This window comes from Streptomyces sp. E11-3, from assembly GCF_046540415.1.
GTDB lineage: Bacteria > Actinomycetota > Actinomycetes > Streptomycetales > Streptomycetaceae > Streptomyces.
Genome location: NZ_JAZGRL010000001.1, coordinates 1,659,580 through 1,682,919, shown reverse-complemented (window position 1 = coordinate 1,682,919; position 23,340 = coordinate 1,659,580). Strand labels below are relative to the sequence as shown.

Annotated in this window: 13 protein-coding genes; 4 read left to right on the top strand and 9 right to left on the bottom strand. The window is 71.0% G+C overall.

Annotated elements, in window-relative coordinates:
• Positions 1-33 precede the first annotated feature (33 nt).
• The 3 genes from U9R90_RS07630 to U9R90_RS07620 all read right to left on the bottom strand — a co-directional run bounded on the left by U9R90_RS07630 (position 34) and on the right by U9R90_RS07620 (position 3,283).
• On the bottom strand, positions 34-633 hold the full coding sequence (locus U9R90_RS07630; RefSeq protein ID WP_411055628.1) for a DUF1707 domain-containing protein: 600 nt from the start codon (positions 631-633) through the stop codon (positions 34-36).
• Positions 630-2,096, bottom strand: a complete 1,467-nt coding sequence (locus tag U9R90_RS07625) for an MFS transporter (RefSeq protein ID WP_411055627.1) — start codon at positions 2,094-2,096, stop codon at positions 630-632. Before U9R90_RS07625 ends, U9R90_RS07630 begins: the two co-directional genes overlap by 4 nt.
• Before the next feature lie 209 nt (positions 2,097-2,305).
• Positions 2,306-3,283: a LuxR C-terminal-related transcriptional regulator gene (locus U9R90_RS07620; protein WP_411055626.1), complete on the bottom strand. Its 978-nt coding sequence runs from the start codon at positions 3,281-3,283 to the stop codon at positions 2,306-2,308.
• A gap of 140 nt (positions 3,284-3,423) precedes the next feature.
• On the opposite strand from U9R90_RS07620, the gene U9R90_RS07615 reads away from it, so the two are divergent.
• Both U9R90_RS07615 and U9R90_RS07610 read left to right on the top strand, forming a co-directional pair.
• Positions 3,424-4,101 (top strand): 4'-phosphopantetheinyl transferase family protein, encoded by a 678-nt coding sequence (locus U9R90_RS07615; protein ID WP_411055625.1) that lies wholly within the window; start codon positions 3,424-3,426, stop codon positions 4,099-4,101.
• A gap of 355 nt (positions 4,102-4,456) precedes the next feature.
• Complete coding sequence (locus U9R90_RS07610) at positions 4,457-5,821, top strand: helix-turn-helix domain-containing protein (RefSeq protein WP_411055624.1); 1,365 nt, start codon at positions 4,457-4,459, stop codon at positions 5,819-5,821.
• A 176-nt stretch (positions 5,822-5,997) separates the two neighbouring features.
• On the opposite strand, the gene U9R90_RS07605 is transcribed toward U9R90_RS07610, so the two are convergent.
• On the bottom strand, positions 5,998-7,749 hold the full coding sequence (locus U9R90_RS07605) for an acyl-CoA dehydrogenase family protein (RefSeq protein WP_411055623.1): 1,752 nt from the start codon (positions 7,747-7,749) through the stop codon (positions 5,998-6,000).
• Entirely contained in the window at positions 7,746-8,090 is a 345-nt protein-coding gene (locus U9R90_RS07600) for an acyl carrier protein (RefSeq protein WP_411055622.1), read from the bottom strand. Before U9R90_RS07600 ends, U9R90_RS07605 begins: the two co-directional genes overlap by 4 nt.
• A 156-nt stretch (positions 8,091-8,246) precedes the next feature.
• Here U9R90_RS07600 and U9R90_RS07595 point away from each other — a divergent pair, with 156 nt between their 5' ends.
• Together U9R90_RS07595 and U9R90_RS07590 are read left to right on the top strand one after the other, a co-directional pair.
• Positions 8,247-9,476, top strand: a complete 1,230-nt coding sequence (locus U9R90_RS07595; RefSeq protein WP_411055621.1) for an IS701 family transposase — start codon at positions 8,247-8,249, stop codon at positions 9,474-9,476.
• Positions 9,477-9,870: 394 nt separating this feature from the next.
• Positions 9,871-10,689 carry a thioesterase II family protein gene (locus U9R90_RS07590; RefSeq protein WP_411055620.1) on the top strand — a complete coding sequence of 273 codons (819 nt, stop codon included), beginning with the start codon at positions 9,871-9,873 and terminating at the stop codon, positions 10,687-10,689.
• On the opposite strand, the gene U9R90_RS07585 is transcribed toward U9R90_RS07590, so the two are convergent.
• From U9R90_RS07585 to U9R90_RS07570, 4 genes are all read right to left on the bottom strand, one after another.
• A complete protein-coding gene (locus U9R90_RS07585) occupies positions 10,603-11,883 on the bottom strand; it encodes a cytochrome P450 (protein ID WP_411055619.1) in 1,281 nt (426 codons plus the stop codon). The genes U9R90_RS07590 and U9R90_RS07585 overlap by 87 nt on opposite strands.
• 67 nt (positions 11,884-11,950) lie before the next feature.
• Positions 11,951-13,030: a guanitoxin biosynthesis L-enduracididine beta-hydroxylase GntD gene (gene gntD / locus U9R90_RS07580; protein ID WP_411055618.1), complete on the bottom strand. Its 1,080-nt coding sequence runs from the start codon at positions 13,028-13,030 to the stop codon at positions 11,951-11,953.
• Positions 13,031-13,268: 238 nt separating this feature from the next.
• Positions 13,269-16,460 carry a non-ribosomal peptide synthetase gene (locus U9R90_RS07575; protein ID WP_411057670.1) on the bottom strand — a complete coding sequence of 1,064 codons (3,192 nt, stop codon included), beginning with the start codon at positions 16,458-16,460 and terminating at the stop codon, positions 13,269-13,271.
• The gene (locus tag U9R90_RS07570) at positions 16,366-23,178 is read right to left on the bottom strand and encodes an amino acid adenylation domain-containing protein (protein ID WP_411055617.1); all 6,813 of its coding nucleotides are present in this window, start codon (positions 23,176-23,178) and stop codon (positions 16,366-16,368) included. Before U9R90_RS07570 ends, U9R90_RS07575 begins: the two co-directional genes overlap by 95 nt.
• Positions 23,179-23,340: the final 162 nt, after the last annotated feature.

Below are 23,340 nucleotides of genomic sequence, written 5' to 3'. Positions count from 1 at the left end.
CTCATGTGTGTGCCGATCGGTGAACCGAGGCCGTCACCGCTGCTGATGTCTGTTTCCCATCGCCTTGCTCTTGGTCACGACGGCCCCCCACAGGGCGACACCCTTGATGACGAGGCGCGGGGTGCCCGGCTTCCCTCCTCCGCCGCGGGCGGCGCGCTTCCCGAACAGGCCGAACAGGCCGAAGCCCTTGACCTTCACCTCGATGTCGTCGGGCACGACGATCTCGGTGCCGCCCCACAGGGCCACCGCCCAGAGTTCGGTGTCCTGGTTGCTGAAGCGGGCCTCGGTCAGGTCGAGCCGGCCGCCGCCGAACATCGACCAGGAGAGGAACCTGGGCGGCAGGACCCACTCGCCCTCGCGCTCGTACCCGCCGAACACACCCAGGGCGAAGCGGGAGGTGGGCTCGCGGTCCACCACCAGTGCGTCTCTGGGGCCGGGTTCGGGCAGGCCGCGGCCCGCGATCTCGAGTTCGGCGTGGGTCTTGGACTGGTAGACCTCGGCGATCCGCTGCTCCACCTCGGCCAGCTCGATCCGCCCGTCGGCGGCGGCCGTCCGTACCCGGTCGGCCACCCGGTCGCGGTCGTGGTCGGAGGCCAGCAGCTTGCGCGTGGCAGGCTCGGCGTACTCGGTCATCGGTCTGACTCTCCCGTGTCCCGGTTACTCGCAGCGGCCAACTCACCTGACTGCGTTGATGGTTCGGTGCGGACCTCGTCCGGCGTGCTCTCGGGTGTGCTCTCCGGCACACCTTCCGACACGCTTTCCGACACGCCTTTCGGAACGGCGGTGGACGCGGGCAGCGCCTTGGCGGCCGACGGGGGCGGAAGTTCCTCCACCTCGGTCAGCGGGGTGTCCAGTACGTCGAGGTGGCGCCGGCCGAAGTGCAGTGTGATCGCCAGCAGGGTCATGGCCGCGGCCAGGATCAGTACGGCCTTCTCCACCCCCGCCGCGTCGGCGAGAATGCCCGCCGCCAGCGGACCGATCCACTGCACGCCCTGGAAGCAGAACCGGCTCGTCGCCGCGACCCGGCCCAGGTAGGCGTCCGGGACCAGCCGGACCTCGTACGACTCGGTGACGACGTTCATCGGCACCATGCTGGTCATGCCGACCATCATCACCAGACCGATCTGCCAGGGCTGGGGGACCGCCACCACGACGGCGAAGCTCGCCACGAAGACCCACGAGGAGAGGTGCAGCACCCGCCGCGCGCCCAGCTTCTGCATCAGCCACGGTCCGGCGACGGCTCCGATGACACCGCCGGCGACCGCGAGCGAGGTCGCCATACCGACCGCGGTGGGCCCGCCGCCGCGGTGGTGGATGAGCACGATGAACAGCAGCGTGAAGCCCTGCGCGACGGTGTTGAGGAGAGCTCCCCAGATAATCGTGAACAACAGGTAGTTACTGTTCTTGATCATGCGCAGGCCGTCGCCCATGTCCGAGGCCAGGCTGGGCCGCGGCTCGTCGCCGGTGTGCCGGTCCGGGCCGAGCGGCCGACGGATCAGCAGGGAACTCACGGTGACGAAGAGGAAGGACAGGGCGTCGAAGAGGAACGGAATCCACCGGGCCATGGAGTACAGCAGGCCGCCGAGTGGGGCGCCGATCAGCTGGGCGACCATGTCGCGGCCCATGCTCTGCGCCGTCGCGTTGGCGACCTGCTCCTTGGGCACGACCCGACGCAGCACCGGCATCGAGACGCCGATCTTCATCCCGGCCGCGAGCCCGCTGACCAGGGCCATCGCATCCAGCGCGATGATCGACGGATCGCCTCGGTACACCAGCAGGGCGACCACGCCCATGGCCAGCGCCTCGACCAGCGGAACGCTGCACAGGATGGCCCGGCGGGACACCCGGTCGGCCAGCGCACCGCCCAGCGCGAGGGTGCCGAGCTTGCCGAGCATGTGCAGCACGGTGATGGTGCCGGCCTGCGTCGCCGATCCCGTGGTGTAGAGGATGAGCAGCGGGAAGGCCAGCGTGGACACGCTGGTGCCCAGCGTGGACAGGCCGTTCCCCGACCACCAGTACACGTAGTCGCGATTGCGCCATAGCGACGGGGGCTTCGCCTGAGCGTCTTCCGTCTCCGTGGGACGTGGCTGCGCCATGGCTATCCGATTCCCCGTCCGTTCGTGTGACCGCATCTGTCGGCAAAGGCCTGATCTGTCCAGCCCTTTGCCGTCGACCTCGGATGCATGCTGGTCGATGCGTCACCGGCCGGGCCAGGCAGCGCACCGGCAACTCGCGGCGAGCAAGTTGCCGGGCGCCCTGGTAGGACTCTGGCGTCGGCCACCTGGCAGAGTCCTCCTGGCCGTCGTCAGATCCAGCCCCGCTTGGCGGCCTGGTATCCCGCCTCGAAGCGGCTCTCCGCCTGGAGTCTGGTGCAGAGGTCCGCGACGATCCTGCGCACCGTACGCAGCGAGACGCCCAGCCGTCTGCGGATCACGTCGTCGGTCAGGCCGCGCGCCAGGAGGCGGAGCAACTCTCTTTCTCGTGAGGTGAGTTCGTGCTCGTCAGGCTGGGTGGAGGTACCGAGCGGGAGCGCGCTGTCCCAGACGCCCTCGAAGAGGGCCGTGATGGCCGCCAGTGCGCCGGGCGTCGAGATCTGCATGACGCTGCGCCAGGGGTCGTTCGGGTCCGCGGGCAGCAGGGCCACCGATCTGTCGGCGACGAGCATGTGTACGGGCAGCGACGGCACCGTCCGCACCCGGCAGCCGAGTTCCTCCTGCCACGCGCTCTGGAGTGCTTCCCTGGTGTCGGTGCGGATGCTGTCGGTGAAGACCGTACGGGTCGTCACGCCGCGGTCCTGGACCTGCCGCACCAGCGACAGGGCGGTCTCCAGCCAGCTCACGGACGGGGCGCCGCCCGGGATGAAGGCCAGCCACTCGGTGTCGGCCGCGCCCGCGAGTTCCCGCAGCCGTTCGGTCACGGCCTCCCGGCCGGCCACGAACGAGCTGCCGGGCTCCCCGCATCCCGACGGGAGGTCGGTGTACTGGTCGATGAGGCCCAGGACGGCGGTCCGGTCCTCGTCGAACGCCTTCACCCGGGCATCGATCTCGGATATCTGCTGCAGCAGCAGGGACTGCAGCCCGAGGCGGGGGTCCACCAGCTGGCCGAGCCCGTCGCCGAACGGGCGGAGCAGGTCGAGTTTCTCCAGCTGTTCCAGGGCGGCGAGGATCGCGCCCTCGGGCTGTCCGAGCGCTGCCGCCAGCTCGTCAACACGCTGATGACGGCCGGTGATCAGCGTCTTGTACACCTCGTCGGTAAGGTGGTCGAAACCTAACCTCGCGAGCATCGAGTCACACCCCCGTGTTTACTCTTTCCTCGTGATCTTCGGTGCATCATCTTCACACTCACCCCGCAGCGTGTACAGACTTCCCCCGCAGACGCACAAGCATCCATGGGCACTGGTGCCCCATGGCAAGGAGTTCGGGCGTGATCGCTGACCTGGTGCCCGCCGGGGTCCTTGCCTGTGACGCGTTCGACGACGCGGGCCCGGATGCGGCGGCCCGTCTCTTTTCTGCCGAACGGGCCGTGGTCGCCGGGGTGTTCGACGAACGGCGCAGGGAGTTTACGACGGTACGGGGCTGTGCCCGTAGGGCGCTGGCCGCTCTGGGGACGGCCCCGGTGCCGCTGGTGCCGGGACCGCTGGGTGCGCCGCGCTGGCCCACGGGGGTCGTGGGCAGCATGACCCACTGCCGGGGCTACCGCGCGGCCGCCGTCGCCCGGGCCGCCGAGTTCGCCGCTGTCGGCATCGACGCGGAGCCCCAGGAGCCGCTTCCCGGCATCGTCGCGACACGTACCGTTTCGGACACCGAGTCCGGCTGGCTTGAACAGGACTTCTCCAGGGCTGCCGAGGTGCCGCTCGACCGCTTGCTGTTCTGCGCCAAAGAAGCCTCCTACAAGGCATTCTCGCCATGGCTGGGAACCCGTTTCGGGCTTCGGGACTTCACCGTACGGCTACGCTCCGACGGCACGTTCCATGGCATGTATCCGAGTTCCAGTGGGCCTCTTTCGGCCATTCGGACGGGAGGCTTCTCGGGTCGCTGGGTTGCCCGTTCCGGGTATCTGCTGACCGCCGTGGCCGTTTCGGCGGATCCGCTCACCAGGTAATCCAAGTCTGGACCAGTGCGGTTGCGGACAGAAATGGCAGGAAGGAGCCATGCGGTATTTCCTGCCAACTTCACGGCTCCCGCTCGAATGCCCAGTCGAGTACTGTCCGGTACAGGTCATGCAGGCTCACCCGGCCCACCTGTCATCGGCGACCCGTGGCGTTCCGCACCAATTCATCTCCTTCGGCCGCTCGGTGTCGTAGGCGGGGGCTAAGGTGCCGTACCACGCAGAGGAGGATGACGTCCTCCGATCCGCGTGCTGTGCGGGATATGCATGGTCGGCACACATATCGTTGACACGGGGGAATCTTCACATGGTGATTCCGTATGAGCTCTTCTCATTCGACAGAACAGATATGCATCAGCTGCGCGACTTTCTGCTGAACCAGCGCAGAATCTCCGGGTGGACACAGGAGGAACTCTCCGAGCGCTCCGGCGTCAGTGTCCGTACGATCCGCAATCTGGAGACCGGCTCCAACACCAATCCGCGCCGGACCTCGGTGGCACTCCTGCTCACCGCACTCGGCGCCGCGCCCGCCTCGCTCTCCGAGACGGGCCCCTGGGGCGGCGGCAGCGGCTTGGCGCTGATGCCCCAGCAGCGCTCGGAGTCGCAGCTGGAACGTACGACGACGCTCCCGCCGTGGCGCGGGCCCCGGCCACTCGGCGACCCGCTGGTGGGCCGGTCGGCCGACACCCGCCACATCCTGGCCGCGGCGCAGCGCAGCCGGCTGATCGTCCTCACCGGACCCGGTGGCGTGGGAAAGACGCGTCTCGCGCTCGCGGCGGCCTCCCGGCTGCGCCCGCTGTTCCGGGACGGAGTCGCCGTCGCCGAGCTGCACGACTGCCCGCCCGAACATCTCGAACCCGAGGGCGCACGCGCCGAGTTGACGCGCGTCACGCAGGGTCTGACCAGGGCGGACGACCACCAGCGCGGGAGCGCGCACAGCGGCCGGCAGCTGCTCGTCCTGGACGGCGCCGAGCATGTCGCGCAGCAGACCGCACGCACCGTGCGGCAGCTGCTGGACGAGCACCCCGGGCTCCATCTGCTGGTCACCTCGCGCCGCGCCCTGGCGGTCGGCGCGGCCGAGACCTGGGAGGTCGGGCCGCTGTGCGTCGACGGCCAGGACAGCCGTGACATGACCGTGCCGAGCGCGGTGGAGCTCTTCCTGCACCGGGTGCAGTCCAGTCTGCCGACGCTCGACCTGGGCCGTCACCTGCCACTGGTCAGCCGGTTGTGCCGACTTCTGGACGGGGTGCCGCTGGCCATCGAGATCGCCGCACAGCGGCTGAGGTCGCTGCCGCTCACCTCTCTCCTCGACGAGGAGACGCTCTTCCAGCTGCTCGACCAGGTGGACGCGAGCGGTCTGAGCGTGCACCGCACGCTGTCGGACAGTGTGCGCTGGAGTTACGACCTGCTCCCCGCGCCGCATCGCGAACTGCTGCGCGACCTGGTCGCGTTGCCGGACGGCTTCTCGCTGGACGCGGCGACGACCGTGCCGTCGGGCCGCTCGGGGGCCGTGCGGGTCGCGCATCTGCTGGCCGAGCTCGCGGACGCCTCGCTGATCCAGATCAACCGGGAGCGGCAGTACACGTACCGGATCCACGCGCTGGTACGGCACGTGGTGGGGCAGGTGGAGCGGCCCGGAGGCACCAGTTCCGCCCCGTGGCCGGAGTCGGACCGGCATCCGCCCATGGCAGAGGCTGAGCCCGCCGCCGTCTGACGGCGGGCCACTCCACCCGGTTCAGAGCCTGTCTTTGAACCCCCGCCTGCGCCCCGACGCCCGGCACGCACTCGCGCCGCACGCCGAGAGCACGCACCGGCTGTATCCGACAGCCGCTGCGCGGCGGGCGCTGCGCCCGCGCTCCGCGCGGACGACGGGGGTTCAAAGGCAGGCTCTCAGTCCGCCTCCGCCTGGGCGGCGGACTCCTTGACGGCTCGGAGCGAGAAGTACTCCGGGCCGTCAAGGCTCGCCAGCATCAGTTCCTCGAGCCAGGGCAGCAGGCTCTCGTCCAGCTCGGTCGCGGGCTCAAGGCGCCCCAGCAACCGCTGCAGAACGAGCACCAGCCACCCCGTACCCCCGGCCAGACCGTGCTCCTCATCGAAGGAGTACAGCCAGGTGTACAGGCAGGAGGCGGCCGCGTGGTACACACAGTGCTCGGCGGCCCGGTCCTGACCCTCCGTCGTCCCCGCGTCGAGCGATTCGGCGGCGATGCGCGTGTAGAAGGCCGTCCGACGGGCCGAGAGTTCACCGAGTACCTTGGTGAGCGAGGCGGCCTCGTGCGCCGGGAGGTCACGCTCCGCGACCAGGCAGGCCTCGGCCACGGCCGGGTCCCAGCCCCGGGTGATCTCGTCCTCGCTGGCATTGGTCAGCCGGAGCGCTCTGCCCGACGGATGCCAGACCGGGGCCTCGTCGGACCAGTCGAAGAGCTGCCGCAGTACGGCGTCCCCGCCACGGGACGGACGGTCGGCGACCTGGGCCACGTTGGGCAACTGCGTGGCGATGCTGTGCAGGTTGACATGTGTGGTGCCCTCGAAGATGCTCGCGATCGCATGGTCGCGCTGGAGCTTCTGGAAGGCACCCGATGCGACCCCCTCGCGCAGATAGCTGCGCGCGCCCAGGACCCGGGCGGTCTCCTGCACGACCTCTTCGCCGAGCGTCGGCACCAGGTACTTGACCACGGACGACCACAGGCTGAGCCGGGACGGGGCCACCGAGAGCGAGCGTGCCACCGGCAGCGCCGTGCATTCGGCGATCAGCAGGTCGAGGTGCGCCTGGACCAGGTGCCGCCGGATGACGGGGATGCGATAGATCTCCTCCCCGTACAGCACCCGCTCCTGGGCGTGGCGCAGTGCGATCCGCAGGACCGAGTCCATGGTGCCGATCGAGGTCGCGCCGATCGCGGTACGGGTGATCTGCAGCACCTGCAGAATCCCGACCAGGCCGCCGCCAGAGCGGCCGAGCAGCGCACCGGCGGGCACCTTGGTGTCTTGGAAGGTGATCCCGCTGAGGTCATGGCCGCGCAGGCCCACGGTCCTGACGAAGGGATGGTTGTCCCAACTCCCCTCCTCAAGCTCCTTCTTGTCGAGCAGCAGCAGCGACGAGCCGCTGCCTTCGACGGCCGCGTAGACGGTGACGAAGCGGCCCCGGGTGGCGTTGCCGACCGGCCACTTCTCACCGGTGAGGACGAATCCGTCACCCTCCGGTACGGCCTGGGTCTCGTTGGTGCCCAGATCGCTGCCGTGGTCCGGTTCGGATACCGCGAAGCACGCGAGGTCGCCGTCGAGGATGCCCCGCGCGACGAGCGCGCGCTGCTTCTCGTCGCCCCACAGCCACACCGGGTTGACGCCGAGCATCGCCGAGCCGAACATCACCCCGATCGTCAGATTGCGGCGCGACAGCGAACGGGTCAGCAAGAAGAGCTGCTCCAGGTTCCGCAGCCGGCCGCCGAAGTCCTCGGGCACCAGGTACCGCGCGAACCCCCACGACCGGACGAGGTCCACCGCCCCGGGAGGCAGGGCGTTGTTCTCCTCGTGCTCGACCGTCTCGGTGTAGCTGAACGGACCGCTCTCCGCCGCCGGATCGCCGAGCGCCCGCTCGAAGTCCGCGGCCAGTGCGTAGGAAGGGCGGTCGAACGCGCGCCGGGTCATGCCGCGGGGCTGTCGACGCCGTAGCGGGCGAACAGGTCGGCGACGTCCGCGCTGTCCGGCAGTTGCGCCCGGCCCTCGGCCAGCTCGCCGCTGACGAACGCGATCACGTCGCTGACCCGCTCCAGCTTCATGGCCTCCTCGGGGTTCAGCGACCGGAGGCCGTACAGGTCCTCCAGGTTGTAGCCGAGTTCCGCGAGTACGAGGGAGTGGAAGCCGAGGTCGCCGACGAGGCGGTGGTCCGGTGCGACCTGGGCGAGCTTGCGCGGAGCGATCAGCCGGACCATACCGCTCACCACGGGAACGACGGCTTCGGTGCCGATGGCGGCAGGGGTGTCAGTCATGCGGCCGACGATAGGCCGCACGGCACACCCGTCCCAGGCAACGAGCCCGGCAAGCACACGGCAACTCGGCGCCACCCAGGCAAGATCCGCCGGGCAGGCCTAGTAGTGCTTCGTTAGGAGTGCCGATCTTGGCTGGTCGGGGGCATGCTGCGGGGTATGAGGCTCGGGGAGGTGGAACGGCTCCGGGGTGAGTTGGCGGAGTTCGTTGCCGAGGTGTTCGGTTCGCTGCCGCGGCGGGATCAGCGCCGGTGGGGCGAGTGTTATCTGCGTGGTCTGATGCTGGACGGTCGGCGTAAGTCGATCCAGCCGATGGCAGATCGGTTGCCAGACGGCAATATGCAGGCCCTGCAGCAGTTCGTGAACCAGTCGCCGTGGGACTGGTCCCCGGTGCGCCGACGGATCGCCGAACGGCTCGTCGAGGTGGTGCGGCCTGAGGTGTGGGTCATCGATGACGTGTCGTTTCCCAAGTGCGGGAAGGCGTCGGCGGGGGTGGCCCGGCAGTACTGCGGGGCGGTTGGCAAGCGGGCCAACTGTCAGGTCGCGGTCAGTGTGCATGCGGCCACCGATATGGCGTCCTGCCCGCTGGAGTGGGAGTTGTTCCTGCCCGAGGAATGGGCCGCGGACGATCCTCGGCGCAGGTCCGCCCAGATTCCCGACGAGGTCGGCCACGTCCCCAAGTCCCGTCTGGCTCTGGGCCTGTTGGACCGGCTGGCGTCCTGGTGGCTGGATGTCCCGGTGATCGTCGCCGATTCCGGCTATGGCCGCAGCGTCAGCTTCCGGCTGGCCCTGGAAGCCCGCGCTTGGACTTATGTGATGGCTGTCCAGCCCAAGGAGATCGCCCGACCGGCCGATGCTGAGCCGTGTCTGGCGGCCTACGGCGGGCTGGGACCGCCCACCCTGCCCCGCTATCGGGCAGCGGCCCGGCCGCTGCCCGACCTCATTGCTGCGGACACTTTGTTCGAGGAGGTCGCATGGCGTAAGGGCAGCAAAGGGGAGATGGCCTCGTACTTTGCCGTCCTTGAGGTCAGGCCCTCCGGCAAGGAAGCCTCCCGCACCGCCCAGGAACAAGGCGGCGGCCGCAACCGGTGGGACGGAGTACTCCCGCTGCGAACCCTGCTGGTCGAACGGGCCGACCCGGGCCAGGAACCGACCAATTACTGGATCTCCAACCTGCCCGCCACCACCCCGATCGCGCACCTGGTGAGGCTCGCCAAAATGCGCTGGCGGATCGAACACGACTACCGCGAACTCAAACACGGCCTGGGTCTCGATCACTTCGAAGGCCGCACCTGGCGCGGCTGGCACCACCACGTCACCCTCGTCACCGCCGCCCAGGCCTTCCTCACCCTGAGGCGGCTCGACCCAAAAGCCCGCACACCGGCCTGACCCTCTACCAGACCCTCGACGCCCTCCAGAACCTACTCCGCTGCTGGACCGGAACCTGCACCACCTGCGGCAAACCCCTAACACGAGCCAGAACCTAACGAAGCACTACTAGGGTCTGTCCGGCGGATCAGGCCGACTTTGGCGGTGGGTGCGTTCTCGCTGCTGGTGAGCGGTGGTCTGGTGCGTGCAGCTGCAAGGCGGAGGATTGAGGCATCGCGAATGGGGTCTCCCCTGCTCGAGCGAAGCCGAGAGCTTGGGGAAGATGGTGATTGACGACAACGCCGCAGATGCGCGTGCCAGGGCGCCGCGTCCCAGGCAAGATCCGCCGGGCAGGCCCTAAGCTGCCGCCGGGGCTGCCTGGTCATGGCGGCGGACCGCGGTAAGGCTGGCCGCCATGAGCGCGATTGATGCCTTCACACCGCGAACCGACTGGATCAGCGGCCGGTTCAGCGTCGGACAGCCCAGGCTGAGGCTGCTGTGTCTGCCACCCGCCGGAGGAGGCGCCGGAGCCTTCGGTGCCTGGCGGCCGTACGTACCCGAGGGAGTCGAGCTGGCTCCGGTGGAACTGCCAGGCCGCGGCTCGCGCATGGACGAGCCCCTGCCGGACCGTCTCGAGCCGCTGCTCGACGCTCTGCTGGCGGGCCTGCGCGCCGAGTTGACCACGCCGTACGCGTTCTTCGGGCACAGCTTCGGCGCGGTACTGGCGTACGAACTGACGCTCCGGATCGAGCGGGACGGGCTGCGGCCGCCGAGCGCCCTGCTGGCCTCGGCGTCACGCGCTCCGCATCTGCCGCTCAGCCGGGCGGCCGTCGCGGACGCCGACGACAGCGAACTCATCGGCTGGCTGCGGCGCAACGGCGGACTGCCGCCCGCGCTTCTGGCGTACCCGGACTTCCTGCGGGACCTGCTGCGTCCGGTGCGCAGCGACATGTTCCTCGCCGAGCGCTATCTCATCCCGGAGCCGGTCGCGGTCGGCTGCCCGCTGTTCGCCTTCGCCGGTGCGCAGGACGAGGCGGCCACCGAGGCCCAGGTCGAGCCCTGGGCCCAGTACACCTCGGCCGCGCACCGGCTGCGGATTCTCCCCGGTGGCCACGCCTACCCGCAGACGCACCCCCAGGAGACGGTGTCAGCCGTGCTCGGAGCCCTGGAGGAGACCGGCGCGGTCGGCGGAGTCGGCGGACGACTCCGGGGAGAGGGTCACCGGCAGGGCTGAAAAGCCGCTGAGGAAGTTCGAGTACACGTACTGCGAGGGGCCCGCGGGCTCGGCCACGGCGACCAGGTCGCGCAGGCTCTCCAGCAGGGCCGTCAGCTCGGCGCGGGCCAGGAACGCGCCGAGGCAGAAGTGCGACCCGTGGGCGAACGACAGATGCTTGTTGGGGGTGCGGGCCAGGTCGAAGTCGTCGGGCCGATCGAACACCCGCTCATCGCGGTTGGCCGAGGCCAGCCAGGTGGTGACGACGTCGCCCTCCTCGACGAACTGGTCGCCGAAGAAAACGTCCTGGGTCGCGGTCCGCCCGCTGTGCAGGGCCGGTGTCGTCCAGCGCAGTACCTCCTCGACCGCCGAAGCCATGTCCACCTGACCGGACTTGAGCGCCTTCCACTGGTCGGGGCGGTCCATCAGCGCCTGCAGCCCGCCGACCATGGCGAAGCGGGTCGTCTCGTGGCCGCCCATGATGATGCTGTAGCAGTTGAAGACGATCTCCTCGTGCGTCAGCGGCCGCCCGTTGATCTCCTTGGTCACCAGCAGGCTGACCACGTCGTCGTACGGCTTCTTCACGCGCGAGCTGGCCAGCTCCGAGAAGTAGAGCAGCAGGCCGTTCCGCGACGACCAGGTCGCCTCCTCGTCGGGTATGCCGTCCGCCGACGACAGCGCCTTGGAGGTGAGGTCGATGATGTGCTGCCGGTCGGCGGCCGGCACGCCGAGCAGGTCGCAGATCGCGGCAAGCGGGATATGCGCGGCGACATCGGCGGCGAAGTCCACCGTGCCCCGCTCCACCGCCTCCTCGACCAGCCGCCGGGTGCCGCGCCGCACACTCTCGACCACGACGTCGAGGGACCGCGGCGAGAACGGCTTCAGCAGGGCGCTGCGCAGCGCCTTGTGTGGTCGGCCGTCGGTGACGGCCAGCATCCGGCCGGCCGCCGAGTCGCCGCCCGCCAGCAGGGTGTCGAGCACATTGCCCTGCTCAGAGGTGAAGGTCTCGCTGTCGTTGAGCACCGAGACGACGTCGGCGTGGCCGGTCACCACCCAGAAACCGGCACCGCGGGCCGTCTCGGGCTGCCAGTGCACCGGGGCTTCGGTACGCAGGCGCCGCCACAGCGGCCCCAGGTCGTGGTGGGCGTGCAGCAGCGGATCGGCGAGATCGATGGCGTCGAGCGGTCCCGGGGCGAGCGCGGGGCGGGTATCCATAAGTGTGCTTCCTCGAACTCGGGTGNGAGGAGATGGGGATGGGGATGGGGCGGGGACGGGGCGTGGCTCAGACGATGACGCGGTGGTGTCCCAGCGCGTAACCACTGGCGTTGCGCCGCAGGTTGCGGCTGACGGTGAGCTTCTTCAGCCAGCGGTCGGTTCCGTCGTACCGCGCGGTGAACGGGCGACGGCCGTGCACCGCGCGGTAGTTGTCCACGATCAGCAGCGAGCCGGGGCCCACCACGACGTCCTGCTGCGCGCGCTGCAGCTCGTCCATCAGCCGGTCGAGCGCGGCCTCGGCCTCGGTGTCACCGGGGCGTACGTACATGAAGGGCCGGTCGATACGGAGGTACGGGTTGAGCCGGTCGCCGAACAGGACGGCGGTGGGAACCGGCCGGTCCGCCATCTCGTGCAGCTTCTCGAGCGCGGGATGGCCGGGAGCCTGCGCCTCGAGCTGCCGGATGTGCTCGGTGTCCGGCACGATGTGGAAGCGGTCGTCGGCGAGCACCGCGCGGTCGGTGTCACTCAGCCGTATGTCCCGGACGGACGCGACGATGGTCGGCACCCGGTCGCGGTTGCGCAGGCCGAGTAGCAGCAGGTAGTCGCAGCGGTTCGGGTGGAAGCCGTCCTCGGTGTGGAACTCCAGCAGACTCTCGCTGCCGTAGCCGCTCTGCCGCATCTCGTCGCCGCGTACCGGCAGGATGTTCTGGATGATGCGGCCCTCCTGGAGGGTCACCCAGCCGAACGGGTCGCCGAGCACCATTCCGCACAGGGCCAGCCACAGCTCCTGCTCCCTCGCCGCCTTGCTGTCGATGGCCTCGCGCCAGTGCCCCGGCGTGGGGCCGAGCTGTGTGTCATCGACCGGGAAGCCGTGCACCAGGCAGGCGGCCCTGCGCTCGGTCCGGCGGTAGGAGAGGAGGAAACCGCGAAGGCCGGAGGGCAGCAGTTCCTCGGCCGCGTGGTCCTGGTCGTAGAAGTCCGGCAGGTCGGGTGCGTCGTGAGAGTCACCGAACTGCGCGGCTACAGAACGCAGTTGGGCGACCTCGTCGGCGTCGAGGTGGTACTCGAAGGGGGTGTCGAGACGGTCGGGGCCCCGGTCGGCCACGTCCGGGTGGGGGGTGTCAACAGCGGGATAGGTGCTCGTCATGTCGGTGGTCCTCACCAGGTCGTGACCGCTCGGGTCGTCCGTCGTTCGGTCCTGTGCGGTCCGCGCATCGCTGCCGGGCCGCGTGGTGGTGCCGCACTGGACCGGCCGAGCAGGGTCCCGGCCGGGGTGGTCCAGTGGTGGTGCGGGTGGTGCGGGTGGTGCGGGTGGTGCGCGTAGTGCAGGTAGTGCGGGTGGTGTGCGTGGTTCGGTGGTGGTGCGGGTGCTCAGACCGGCTCGGCTACTCCTGCCAGTCCTGGGCGAACTCGTCGAACTCGTCCGGGTCCAGGGTGATCAGCGGCTCTTCCTCCCCGGCCGCCGCGTCGGCGTCCGGCGCCGGAGCGAGTTGCTTCGCCGCCTCGGCGAGCGCGGCCACCGTCTCGTGGCTGAACACGTCACGCGGGGAGATGTCCAGGCCCTCGGCGTGGGCCAGAGTGACCAGCCGGATGGAGACGATCGAGTCGCCGCCGAGTGCGAAGAAGCTGTCGTCGATGCCGACCCGCTCCGCCCCGAGCGCCTTGGCGAACAGCGCGCACAACTGCTCCTCGCGCGCGGTACGGGGTGCCCTGCTGGCGCGGGCGCCGGAGAACTCCGGTGCGGGCAGGGCGCCTCGGTCGAGCTTGCCGCTCGGGGTGACCGGCAGCCGGTCGAGTACGACGACGGCCGCGGGCACCATGTAGTCGGGCAGGGCCGTGGCGACCCGCTCGCGCAGGGCCGCGGGCTCCGGCTGGGCGCCGGCCGCGGGGGCCGCGGGGGCCGCGTACGCCACCAGCCGCCGCTGGCCCTGCTGGTCCTCTCGGACCACCACGGCCGCCTGCGCGACCGAGGGATCGTCCGCCAGTACGGCCTCGATCTCACCCGGCTCGATCCGGAAACCCCGCACCTTGACCTGCTGGTCCGCACGGCCCAGATACTCCAGAGTGCCGTGCGGCGTACGACGTGCCACATCGCCCGAGCGGTACATCCGGGACCCGGCCGGACCGAACGGGTCGGCCACGAAGCGCTCCGCGGTGAGCCCGGCCCGGCGCAGATAGCCGCGCGCGAGGCCGTCACCCGCCAGGTACAGCTCACCCGGCGCCCCCACCGGTACCGGTCGCAGGGCGCTGTCCAGCAGATACACCCGGGCTCCCAGCACCGGCTCGCCGAGCGGCGGGCTGGTACGGCCCGCGAGCGGGCGGCTCATCGTCGCCATGATGGTCGCCTCGGTCGGGCCGTAGGCGTTGACCATCCGGCGTCCCACCGACCAGCGCTCCACCAGGTCGGGCGGGCAGGCCTCGCCGCCCACCACCAGGGTGACGCCGGCCGGCAGCGCGTCGTCGGGCAGCACGGCGAGCGAGGACGGCGGGAGCAGCAGCGCGGTCACGCCGTGCCGCGCCACGGTCGCCGCCAGGGCCGGACCCGGCAGCAGTTCGTCGGCGGTCGCGGTGACCGCGCTCGCCCCGGTCAGCAGGGCGGTGGCCAGCTCCCACACCGAGGCGTCGAAGCTCGGCGAGGCGAACAGCAGCACCCGCTCGTCCGCGCGCAGCGCGAGCCCGTCGCGCTGCTGGGCGATCAGGGCCGCGATGCCGAGATGGGGCACCAGCACGCCCTTGGGACGACCGGTCGACCCGGAGGTGTAGATCAGATAGGCGGTGCTCTCGGGCCTGAGCGGCGCCGTCCGGTCGTCGTCGGTCAGGTCGGCGCCGGAGCGTCCGGCGGTCAACTCGGCCGCGCTGCCCAGGAGTTCCGACAGGTCGGCGGCGCCCGCGCCGGGACCGTCCAGGCACAGCGTCCGCTCGGCGCCCACATCGGCGAGCAGCCCGGCCGCCTCACTGGTGGTGAGGACGAGGTCGGGCCGCGCGTCGCCGATGACCCAGCGCAGCCGCTCCGTCGGGTACCCGAGGTCCAGCGGCAGATAGGCGGCGCCGGTCTTGAGGACGGCCAGGATCGCGAGCAGAGACCGGGCGGACTTCTCCATCGCGACCGCGACGATGCCCTCGGGCCCGATGCCCCGGGCCACCAGCGCCCGGGCCAGCTGGTTGGCCTGCGCGTTGAGTGCGCCGTACGTGACGGTCAGCTCGCCCTCGTACACCGCGACGGCCTCGGGCCGTGCCCGTACCTGCTCCTCGAAGAGCCGCGGGAATGTCGACCGCGCCCGTTCACGGGCCGGGCCTTCGGCGGCCGTGAGCAGCTGCTCGCGCTCTTCGGCCGCGAGCAGGTCGATCCGGCCGAGCGGCGCGGCCGGGCGGGATACGAAGCTGTCGAGCACCCTGCGCACCCGGGTGAGGATCGCGGCGCCGGCCTCGGCGGTGAAGAGGTCGTCCCGGTAGCTGAGTTGCAGGCTCAGCTCCTCGCCGGGCACGACGACCAGGCTGAGCGGATAGTGCGACGCACCGGGCACCGGCTCCTCGTCGACGGACAGCCGCAGGCCAGGCACCTGCTCCTGGATGGCCTCCGCGTCGACCGGTGTGTTCTGGAACCCGACGACGGTGTCGAAGAGTTCGCCGAGCCCGAGGAGCCGCTGCACCTCGGTGAGACCCAGATGGTGGTACGGGTGCAGTTCGGCCTGCTGGGACTGGAGGTCGGCGAGTACCCGGTTGAGTGGCCGCGCCGGGTCGAGCCGCACCCGGACCGTGAGGGTGTTCATGAGCAGGCCGACGATGTCCTCGGAGCCCGGGAGCTCGGGCGGACGCCCGGCGGTGGTCGCACCGAACACGACGTCGTCGCGGCCGAGCAGCTGGCCGAGCGCCACGCCCCAGGCCCCCTGGATCAGGGTGTTGAGGGTCAGGCCCGCGTCGCGTGCCGCGGCGGTCAGGGCCGTGGTCTGTTCGGCGTCGAGGGCCGAGGTGACGAGGTGGGGCACGGTCGCGGCAGCGGCCTCGGCGTCGGGGGAGACGAGCGTCGGCTCGTCGAATCCGGCCAGTGCCTCGGTCCAGGCCTTCGCCGCCAGTTCCTCGTCCTGGCCGCCGAGCCAGCCGAGGAAGTCGGCGAACTGCACCGGCGGGGTGCCGCCGTCGCTGCCGCCGCGGGCGTAGAGGGCGAACAGGTCGCGGAACACCAGCGGCAGCGACCAGCCGTCCAGCAGCGCGTGATGGTGCGTCACCAGCAGCTGATGCTCGTCGTCCGCGAGCCGGGCCAGGGTGACACGCACCAGCGGCGGCTGCGCCATGTCGAAGGATTCCCGGCGGTCCTCGTCGACCAACTGCACGAGGCGGGCACGGCGTTCGTCCTCGCCGAGACCGGAGAGGTCCAGCTCGCGCCACGGCACCCGTACGTCGTGGTGGACGACCTGGACCGAACGGCCCGACCTCAGCAGCCTGAAGGAGACCCGCAGTGCGGTGTGCCGGGCGACGAGCGCGTCAACGGCCTTGCGCAGCACGGCGGGGGAGAGCGCCCCGGACAGCCGCACCGGCGCCTGTGCGGTGTAGGCGTCGACGCCGTCCGCGGCCAGCATCGCGTGGAAGTACATGCCCTGCTGCAGCGGCGTCAGGGGCAGTACGTCGGCTTCCTGGTGTCCGTCCGCGGCGAGTTCCGCCCGCTCGGCGTCGCTGAGCGTGATCAGCGGCTCGGTGACGGGTGCGGGCGCGGTGCCGGTGCCCTGGGCCTCGGTCTCCTGGGCCACTTGGGCGAGCCGGGCGATGGTCTTGTGGACGAAGACGTCCTTGGTCCTGGGCCACTTGGGCGAGCCGGGCGATGGTCTTGTGGACGAAGACGTCCTTGGTGGACAGGGCCAGTCCGGCCCGGTGGGCCCGGGCCGCCAGCTGCATCGAGATGATCGAGTCGCCGCCGAGGTCGAAGAAGCTGTCGTCGACGCCGATGCGCTGCTGGCCGAGTACGTCGGTGAACACCTCGTGCAGCAGCCGCTCGCGCTCCGTGCCCGGCTCCCGGTACGCGGCTGCCGCCTGGAACTCCGGGTCCGGCAGCGCACGTTGGTCGATCTTGCCGTTCGGGGTGAGCGGGAAGGCGTCGACCGCCATCACCAGGGCCGGAACCATGTAGTCCGGCAGCTTCCGGGCCACCAGCTCCCGCAGGGCGTCCGGTGGGACTCGGGCGCCGGGCGCCTGGTGGACGTAGGCCACGATCCGCTGGGCGCCCGCGCTGTCGGTGGACACCACCGCCACGGCCTGGTCCACGGACGCGTCCGCCGCCAGTGCGGCCTCGATCTCACCCAGCTCGATGCGGTGGCCCCGTATCTTGACCTGGAAGTCCGACCGCCCGCAGTACTCCACGACCCCGTCCGGCCGACGGCGCCCCAGGTCACCGGTGCGGTACATCCGGCCGCCCGCAGGACCGAACACATCGGCCACGAACCGCTCCGCCGTCAGGTCCGGGCGGCCCAGATAGCCGCGGGCGACCCCGTCCCCCGCGATGTACAGCTCACCGACCACCCCGTCCGGCACCGGCCGCAGGAAGGCGTCCAGGAGATACACCCGGGCGTTGTCTGCGGGGACACCGATGGAGGGCCGGGTGGAGCCGTCGCCGTGGCAGAGCATCGCGTCGATCGTGCACTCGGCGGGACCGTAGAGGTTATACACGGACAGGCCCGGCACGCCCAGCAGTTCGGCCCACAGGTCGTCCCCGACCTCCTCGCCGCCGAGTGCGACGACACCCACGTGGTGCCGCTCCGCCGAGGCGTCGAACATGCCCGCCGCCAGCATCTGCCGCGCCACCGACGGGGTGGTGTCGATGACATCGATCGCCGCGCCGACCGCGTAGTCGACGAGTGCCAGGGAGTCCTTGCGGACCGTGTCGTCGACGATGTGCAGTTCATGCCCGGCCACCATCCACAGCAGCTGGCTCCACGAGGCGTCGAAGCCCAGCGAGTTGGTGAGTGCCGCGCGCAGCGGGCGGCCGTCCCCCTTCGCCCGCTCCGGCTCGAAGAAGTTCGCCCGGTGGCTGTGGAACATGTTGGCCAGGTTGCGGTGCTCGACGGCGACCCCCTTGGGGCGGCCGGTGGAGCCGGACGTGTAGATCACATAGGCCAGATGGGACGGGAGCAGGGCATCGGTGCGCTCGTCGTCCCCGAGGTCCCCGGCGTCATCGGGCAGCGTGGCCGTGTCGACCAGCAGCGCCGGAGCCGTGCCGGGCAGGGCGGTCGCGGTCGCCGCGGTGGCCAGGACGAGGTCCGGTGCCGCCTCCGCGCAGATCGCCGCGATCCGCTCCGCGGGGTGCTCGGCGTCGATCGGCAGGTATCCGGCGCCCGACTTCAGGACGGCCAGGATCGCCACCACCGCGTCGGTGGTACGGGGCAGGGCGACGCCGACGAGACGGCCCGGTCCCGCGCCCTGGGCGACGAGCAGCCGGGCGAGCCGGTTGGCGTCGGCGTTGAGACGGTCGAAGGACAGCCGGGTCGTACCGTCGACGACGGCGACCGCTTCGGGCGTCGCGCGGACCTGCGCCTCGAACAGTCCGGGCAGGGTCTGGGCCGGGTGGGCGACCGCCTTGCCGCTCGACGCGCGCAGGATCTCCTGCCGCTCGGCAGCCGAGTGCGACGGCAGCCGCGCCGCCGGGAGTTCAGGCCGCTCGGCGATGTCCCGCAGGAGGTCACCCAGGCGCCGCAGGACATCGGCCGCCGCCTCGGCGGTGAAGACGTCGTCGCGGTAGTTGAGTTCGAAGCGGAGCCGGTCGCCGGGGTGGACGGCCAGGCTCAGCGGATAGTGCGTGCCCTCGAAGGCGTCATCGACCGCGTCCCGCAGGATGCCGATGGCCAGGCCGGAGACCGCGGAGCCGCGTACGGCCTGTTCCACCGGGACGTTCTCGAAGGCGATGGTCGTGTCGAAGAGTTCCGCGATGCCGACGGCACGGTGGATGTCGGAGAGACCGAGGTACTCGTGCCCCATCAGGGCCGTCTGCTCTCGCTGGATACGGGCGAGCAGGTCCGCCACCGGCTCGGCCGGGTCGATCCGTATCCGCGCGGGCACCGTGTTCATCATCAGGCCCACCATGCGGTCGCTGTCCGGGAGTTCCGGCGGGCGGCCCGCGACGGTGTTGCCGAAGACGACGTCCTCCCGTCCGGTCAGCACCGTCAGCAGCAGCGCCCACGCGCCCTGGACCAGGGTGTTGGTGGTGAGCTCGCGGCCGCGGGCCGCGGCGGTGAGGCGCCCCGTGTCGGCCTCGGACAGCTCCGCGACGACGCGCTGCTGGCCGTGCTCGGACGTCCCCGTACCGGTACCCGCACCCTCGGCCACCAGCGTCGCGCCGTCGACACCGGCCAGCGCGGCCCGCCAGGCCCGCTCCGCCTCGCCGCGGTCCTGGTCCGACAGCCAGCCCAGGTAGTCCTGGAACGGCACCGCCGGCTCCAGGCCCGCTGCCGTACCGCCGTCCCGGTACATCCGGAACAGGTCGCTGAGGATCAGCGGCAGCGACCAGCCGTCAAGGAGGATGTGGTGGTTGGTGAGGACCAGGATGTGCCGGTCGGCTTCGAGTCGCACCAGCGTGAACCGCAGCAGCGGCGGCTTCGCCATGTCGAAGCGCCGGGAGCGGTCGTCGGCCAGCAGCCGGGCCAGTCGCACCTGGCGCTCGTCCGGGCCGAAGCCGGACAGGTCGATCTCCTCCCACGACGGCTCGACCGCCTTGGCGATGGCCTGGACGGCCTCGCCCGAACGGCGCCGCAGGAACCCGGCCCGCAGGCTCCCGTGCCGGGCCGGCAGCGCCCGGCAGGACGCCCGCAGCACCTCGGTGTCGAGCGCCCCGACCAGCTCCAGGGGCGTTTGTACGGTGTAGAAGTCGACGCGCTCGCCATCGACATCTCCCTCGTCGAAGAGGGCATGGAAGAGGATGCCCTGCTGCAACGGCGAGAGCGGCAGTACCGCTTCCAGGGATGTCTGTCTCACAGTGCTGTCTCCCACTGGGCTTCGAGCTCGTCGAGTTCTTCCGCGTCGATCCGCACCAGGGACCCGGTACGGGACTCGGTACGGGTCGCTGAGGCTTCCGGGTCGGTTTCCTGGGCCACTTGGGCGAGCCGGGCGATGGTCTTGTGGACGAAGACGTCCTTGGTCCTGGGCCACTTGGGCGAGCCGGGCGATGGTCTTGTGGACGAAGACGTCCTTGGCGGTCAGCGCGAGTCCGGCCCGGTGGGCCCCGGCCGCCAGCTGCACCGAGGTGATCGAGTCGCCGCCGAGGTCGAAGAAGCTGTCGTCGACGCCGATCCGCGGCTGGCCGAGTACCTCCGTGAACACCTTGTGCAGCAGCCGCTCCCGGTCCGATGACGGGGCCCGGTACTCGGCCGCGGCCTGGAACCGGGGAACCGGCAGCGCACGCCGGTCGATCTTGCCGTTCGGGGTGCGCGGGAACGCGTCGACCACCATCACCGTCGCCGGGACCATGTACTCCGGCAGCCGCTCCGCCGTGAACTCGCGCAACGCGGCCGCGGTGGGCAGGCCTCCCGCCGCGTCACCGCACTCCGAGGCGGAGGCCGAGGCGGTGTCGGAGCCAGGGGCGGGGACGACGTAGGCGACCAGCTGCCGTATCCCCGGCCGGTCCTCACGGACGACCGCGGTGACCTGGCCGACGCCGGGCGCCTGCGCGAGGGCGCTCTCGACCTCGCCCAGTTCGATGCGGAAGCCCCGCACCTTGACCTGGCTGTCGGCGCGGCCCAGATAGGTCAGTTCGCCGTCCGCGGTCCACCGGGCCATGTCGCCCGTCCGGTACATCCGCGTACCGGGCGCGCCGAAGAGGTCGGCGACGAACCGGTCCGCGGTGCTCCCGGGGCGGCCGAGGTAGCCGCGGGCGAGCCCGTCACCGCTCAGGTACACCTCGCCCGCGACACCGGGCGGCACGGGGCGCAGCGCGGTGTCGAGGAGCCGGACCCGGGTGCCGGGGACCATCCGCCCCATCGGCGGGACGATCCGGCCGGACAGCGGTCCGGTCTGGGTGGCGATGACCGTCGATTCGGATGGCCCGTAGGCGTTGACCATATGCCGGCCCGGAGACCAGCGCGCGACCAGATCAGGCGAGCAGGCCTCGGCGCCGACGACCAGGTTGATGCCCTCGGGCAGCCCGTCCGGTGGCATGGCCGCGAGCGCGGACGGCGCGAGCAGCAGGCAGTTGACGCCCAGTTCGGCCACCAGCTCGGCCAACGGGGGCCCGGGCGCCAGCTGTTCGGCCGGGGCGACGACCGCGGCGGAACCGGTGAGCAGCGCCACGCACAGTTCCCATACCGACGCGTCGAAGCTGGGCGAGGCGAACTGCAGCACCCGGGTGTCCGGCGTGATGCGCAGGAGGTCGGTCTGCTGCCGCAGCAGCGCGGCCAGACCCGTGTGCGTGACGACGACGCCCTTGGGGCGGCCGGTCGATCCTGAGGTGTAGATCACGTACGCCGGATGCCCGGGCCTGAGCGGCGCCCGGCGGTCACGGTCGTCGAGGTCGGTGCCGGGCAGCCCTGCCGCGGGGGAGTCGGCGGGGCTGCCCGAGTCGTCCAGGTACAGCCGCGGTACCTGTGGGGCCAGTGTCCGGTCGTCTGCCTCGCGGGTCGTCAGCAGGAGCAGCGGGCCGGTGTCGTCGAGCATGTCGGTGACCCGCGAGCGCGGGTAGTCGAGGTCGACCGGGAGATAGGCCGCGCCCGACTTCAGTACCGCGACCACGGCCGTCAGCGCGGCCACGCCGCGCGGCAGGGCGACGGCCACCAGCTGCTCGGGCCCCGCGCCCCGCTCGACCAGGGTCCTGGCCAGTCGGTTGGCCCGGGTGTTGAGCCCGGCGTAGTCCAGGGAAGTGGCGGTGGAGAGCACCGCGGGGGCGTGCGGTGTCCTGCGGACCTGCTCCTCGAACAGCTCCGGGAAGACCCGCGGCACGATGGGTTCGGTCCGCTGCGGGGTGGCACCCGCGGCGAGCACCCGCGTGCGCTCGGCCGCGGTCAGGACCTCCACGCGGGCCAGCGGGAGGTCCGGCGGGGCGGCCAGGAACCGGGCGAGGAAGTCCGTGAACCGGCCCTGGTGCGCGGCCAGTTCCCCAGCGCTGTAGCGCTCGGGGTTGGCCTCGAACTCGATACGCATCCCCCGGCCGTCAGGGCCGGGGTGACAGGTGAGGTTGAGATCGGACACCGGTCCGCCGGACAGCGTGGTCAGCACCGCGTCACGTCCGGTGAACGGCGTCTCGGAGCCCGACGGCATGATGTTGACGAGCACCCCGAACAACTGCTCGTTCGTGCCGAGCAGCCGCAGGTCGCGCCGGAGTTCGTCGTACGGGTAGCGCTGGTGCGTGAGCAGCTCGCCGAGCCGCCGCGCGGTGTGCCGTACCAGCTCGGTGCGGCCCGCGGCCGGATCGACCGTGAGCCGCAGCGGCAGCGTGTTCGCCAGCATGCCGGGCACGTTCTGGGACTGGGCGCCCAGCCGTGCGGTGACCGGAACGCCGATCGTCAGGTCGTGCGCCCCGGTCATCCCGTGCAGATAGGCGGCGACCGCCGCCAGCATCGGCACCGTCCACGGGGTGCGGGCGTCCCGTCCCGCGGTGTGCAGCGCCCGCAGCTCGGGCTGCGCCAGTTCCGTCGTCGCGGCGATCGCCACATCAGCGGCGTTCGCCGGCACCCCCGGTGCCAGGCTGGCCGTTTCGGGCCGGTCGGTGAACGCCTGGGTCCAGTACGCCTGGTCCGCGGTGTAGTCATCCGACGCGCGGTACTCCGCCTCGTCCGCCAGCAGCGCCTGGAGCCGTCCCAGCGGCTCGCCCTCGGGTTCCGTCCCGTTGGACAAGGCCTCGTACACGGCGGCGATCCGGCGCGAGTGCAGCATCGAGCCGAAGCCGTCGGACAGGATGTGGTGGCTGCGCTGGTACCAGAGGTAGTGGTCGACACCGACGCGCATGAGGATATGCCCGGACAGCGTGTCCCTGAGCAGGTCGAGCGGGGTGGTGCGATCGTGGTCGATCACCGCCCGGGCGGCCGCGACCGGGTCCCGCTCGTCGCTGAAGTCGTACTCCTGCCACGTCGACACGCCTGGCGCGACCGGCAGCTGGTAGGTGCCGTCCGGCCGCTCCACGAGTTCGACGTCGAAGCTTCCGCTCTCGCCCTCCGCCTGGCGGATGGCGCGCCGCAGGTACCCCGCGTCCACCTGCCCACGGATCTCCATGACGACCACGGTGTTGTAGGCCGGGTTGCCAGGGTCGAGCTGCTGCGCGAAGAACACCCCCCGCTGGGCAGCTGTCAGTGGAAGCAGGCCGCTCTCGGCATCGCATGATGTCATCAAGTTCGTAACCGCTCTCGCGCACTCCGACGGACCAGAAGCCTGAGTTTTATTCGATGCTGCGCCGCCCGCGGGTCCGGCCACCAGGCAACCGACCGGCAATCGGTGTTGCTGGTCGAACTGCCGCCCCACCGGACGAGTTACCGGCTCCTTGCCTGGTAC

Excerpts from the sequence above, each read along its gene's own strand:
- U9R90_RS07630 (WP_411055628.1), bottom strand. The coding sequence starts at position 633 with ATGACCGAGTACGCCGAGCCTGCCACGCGCAAGCTGCTGGCCTCCGAC.
- U9R90_RS07625 (WP_411055627.1), bottom strand. The coding sequence starts at position 2,096 with ATGGCGCAGCCACGTCCCACGGAGACGGAAGACGCTCAGGCGAAGCCC.
- U9R90_RS07620 (WP_411055626.1), bottom strand. The coding sequence starts at position 3,283 with ATGCTCGCGAGGTTAGGTTTCGACCACCTTACCGACGAGGTGTACAAG.
- U9R90_RS07610 (WP_411055624.1), top strand. The coding sequence starts at position 4,457 with ATGCATCAGCTGCGCGACTTTCTGCTGAACCAGCGCAGAATCTCCGGG.
- U9R90_RS07605 (WP_411055623.1), bottom strand. The coding sequence starts at position 7,749 with ATGACCCGGCGCGCGTTCGACCGCCCTTCCTACGCACTGGCCGCGGAC.
- U9R90_RS07600 (WP_411055622.1), bottom strand. The coding sequence starts at position 8,090 with ATGACTGACACCCCTGCCGCCATCGGCACCGAAGCCGTCGTTCCCGTG.
- U9R90_RS07595 (WP_411055621.1), top strand. The coding sequence starts at position 8,247 with ATGAGGCTCGGGGAGGTGGAACGGCTCCGGGGTGAGTTGGCGGAGTTC.
- U9R90_RS07590 (WP_411055620.1), top strand. The coding sequence starts at position 9,871 with ATGAGCGCGATTGATGCCTTCACACCGCGAACCGACTGGATCAGCGGC.
- U9R90_RS07585 (WP_411055619.1), bottom strand. The coding sequence starts at position 11,883 with ATGGATACCCGCCCCGCGCTCGCCCCGGGACCGCTCGACGCCATCGAT.
- gntD (WP_411055618.1), bottom strand. The coding sequence starts at position 13,030 with ATGACGAGCACCTATCCCGCTGTTGACACCCCCCACCCGGACGTGGCC.
- U9R90_RS07575 (WP_411057670.1), bottom strand. The coding sequence starts at position 16,460 with ATGCTGGCCGCGGACGGCGTCGACGCCTACACCGCACAGGCGCCGGTG.
- U9R90_RS07570 (WP_411055617.1), bottom strand. The coding sequence starts at position 23,178 with ATGACATCATGCGATGCCGAGAGCGGCCTGCTTCCACTGACAGCTGCC.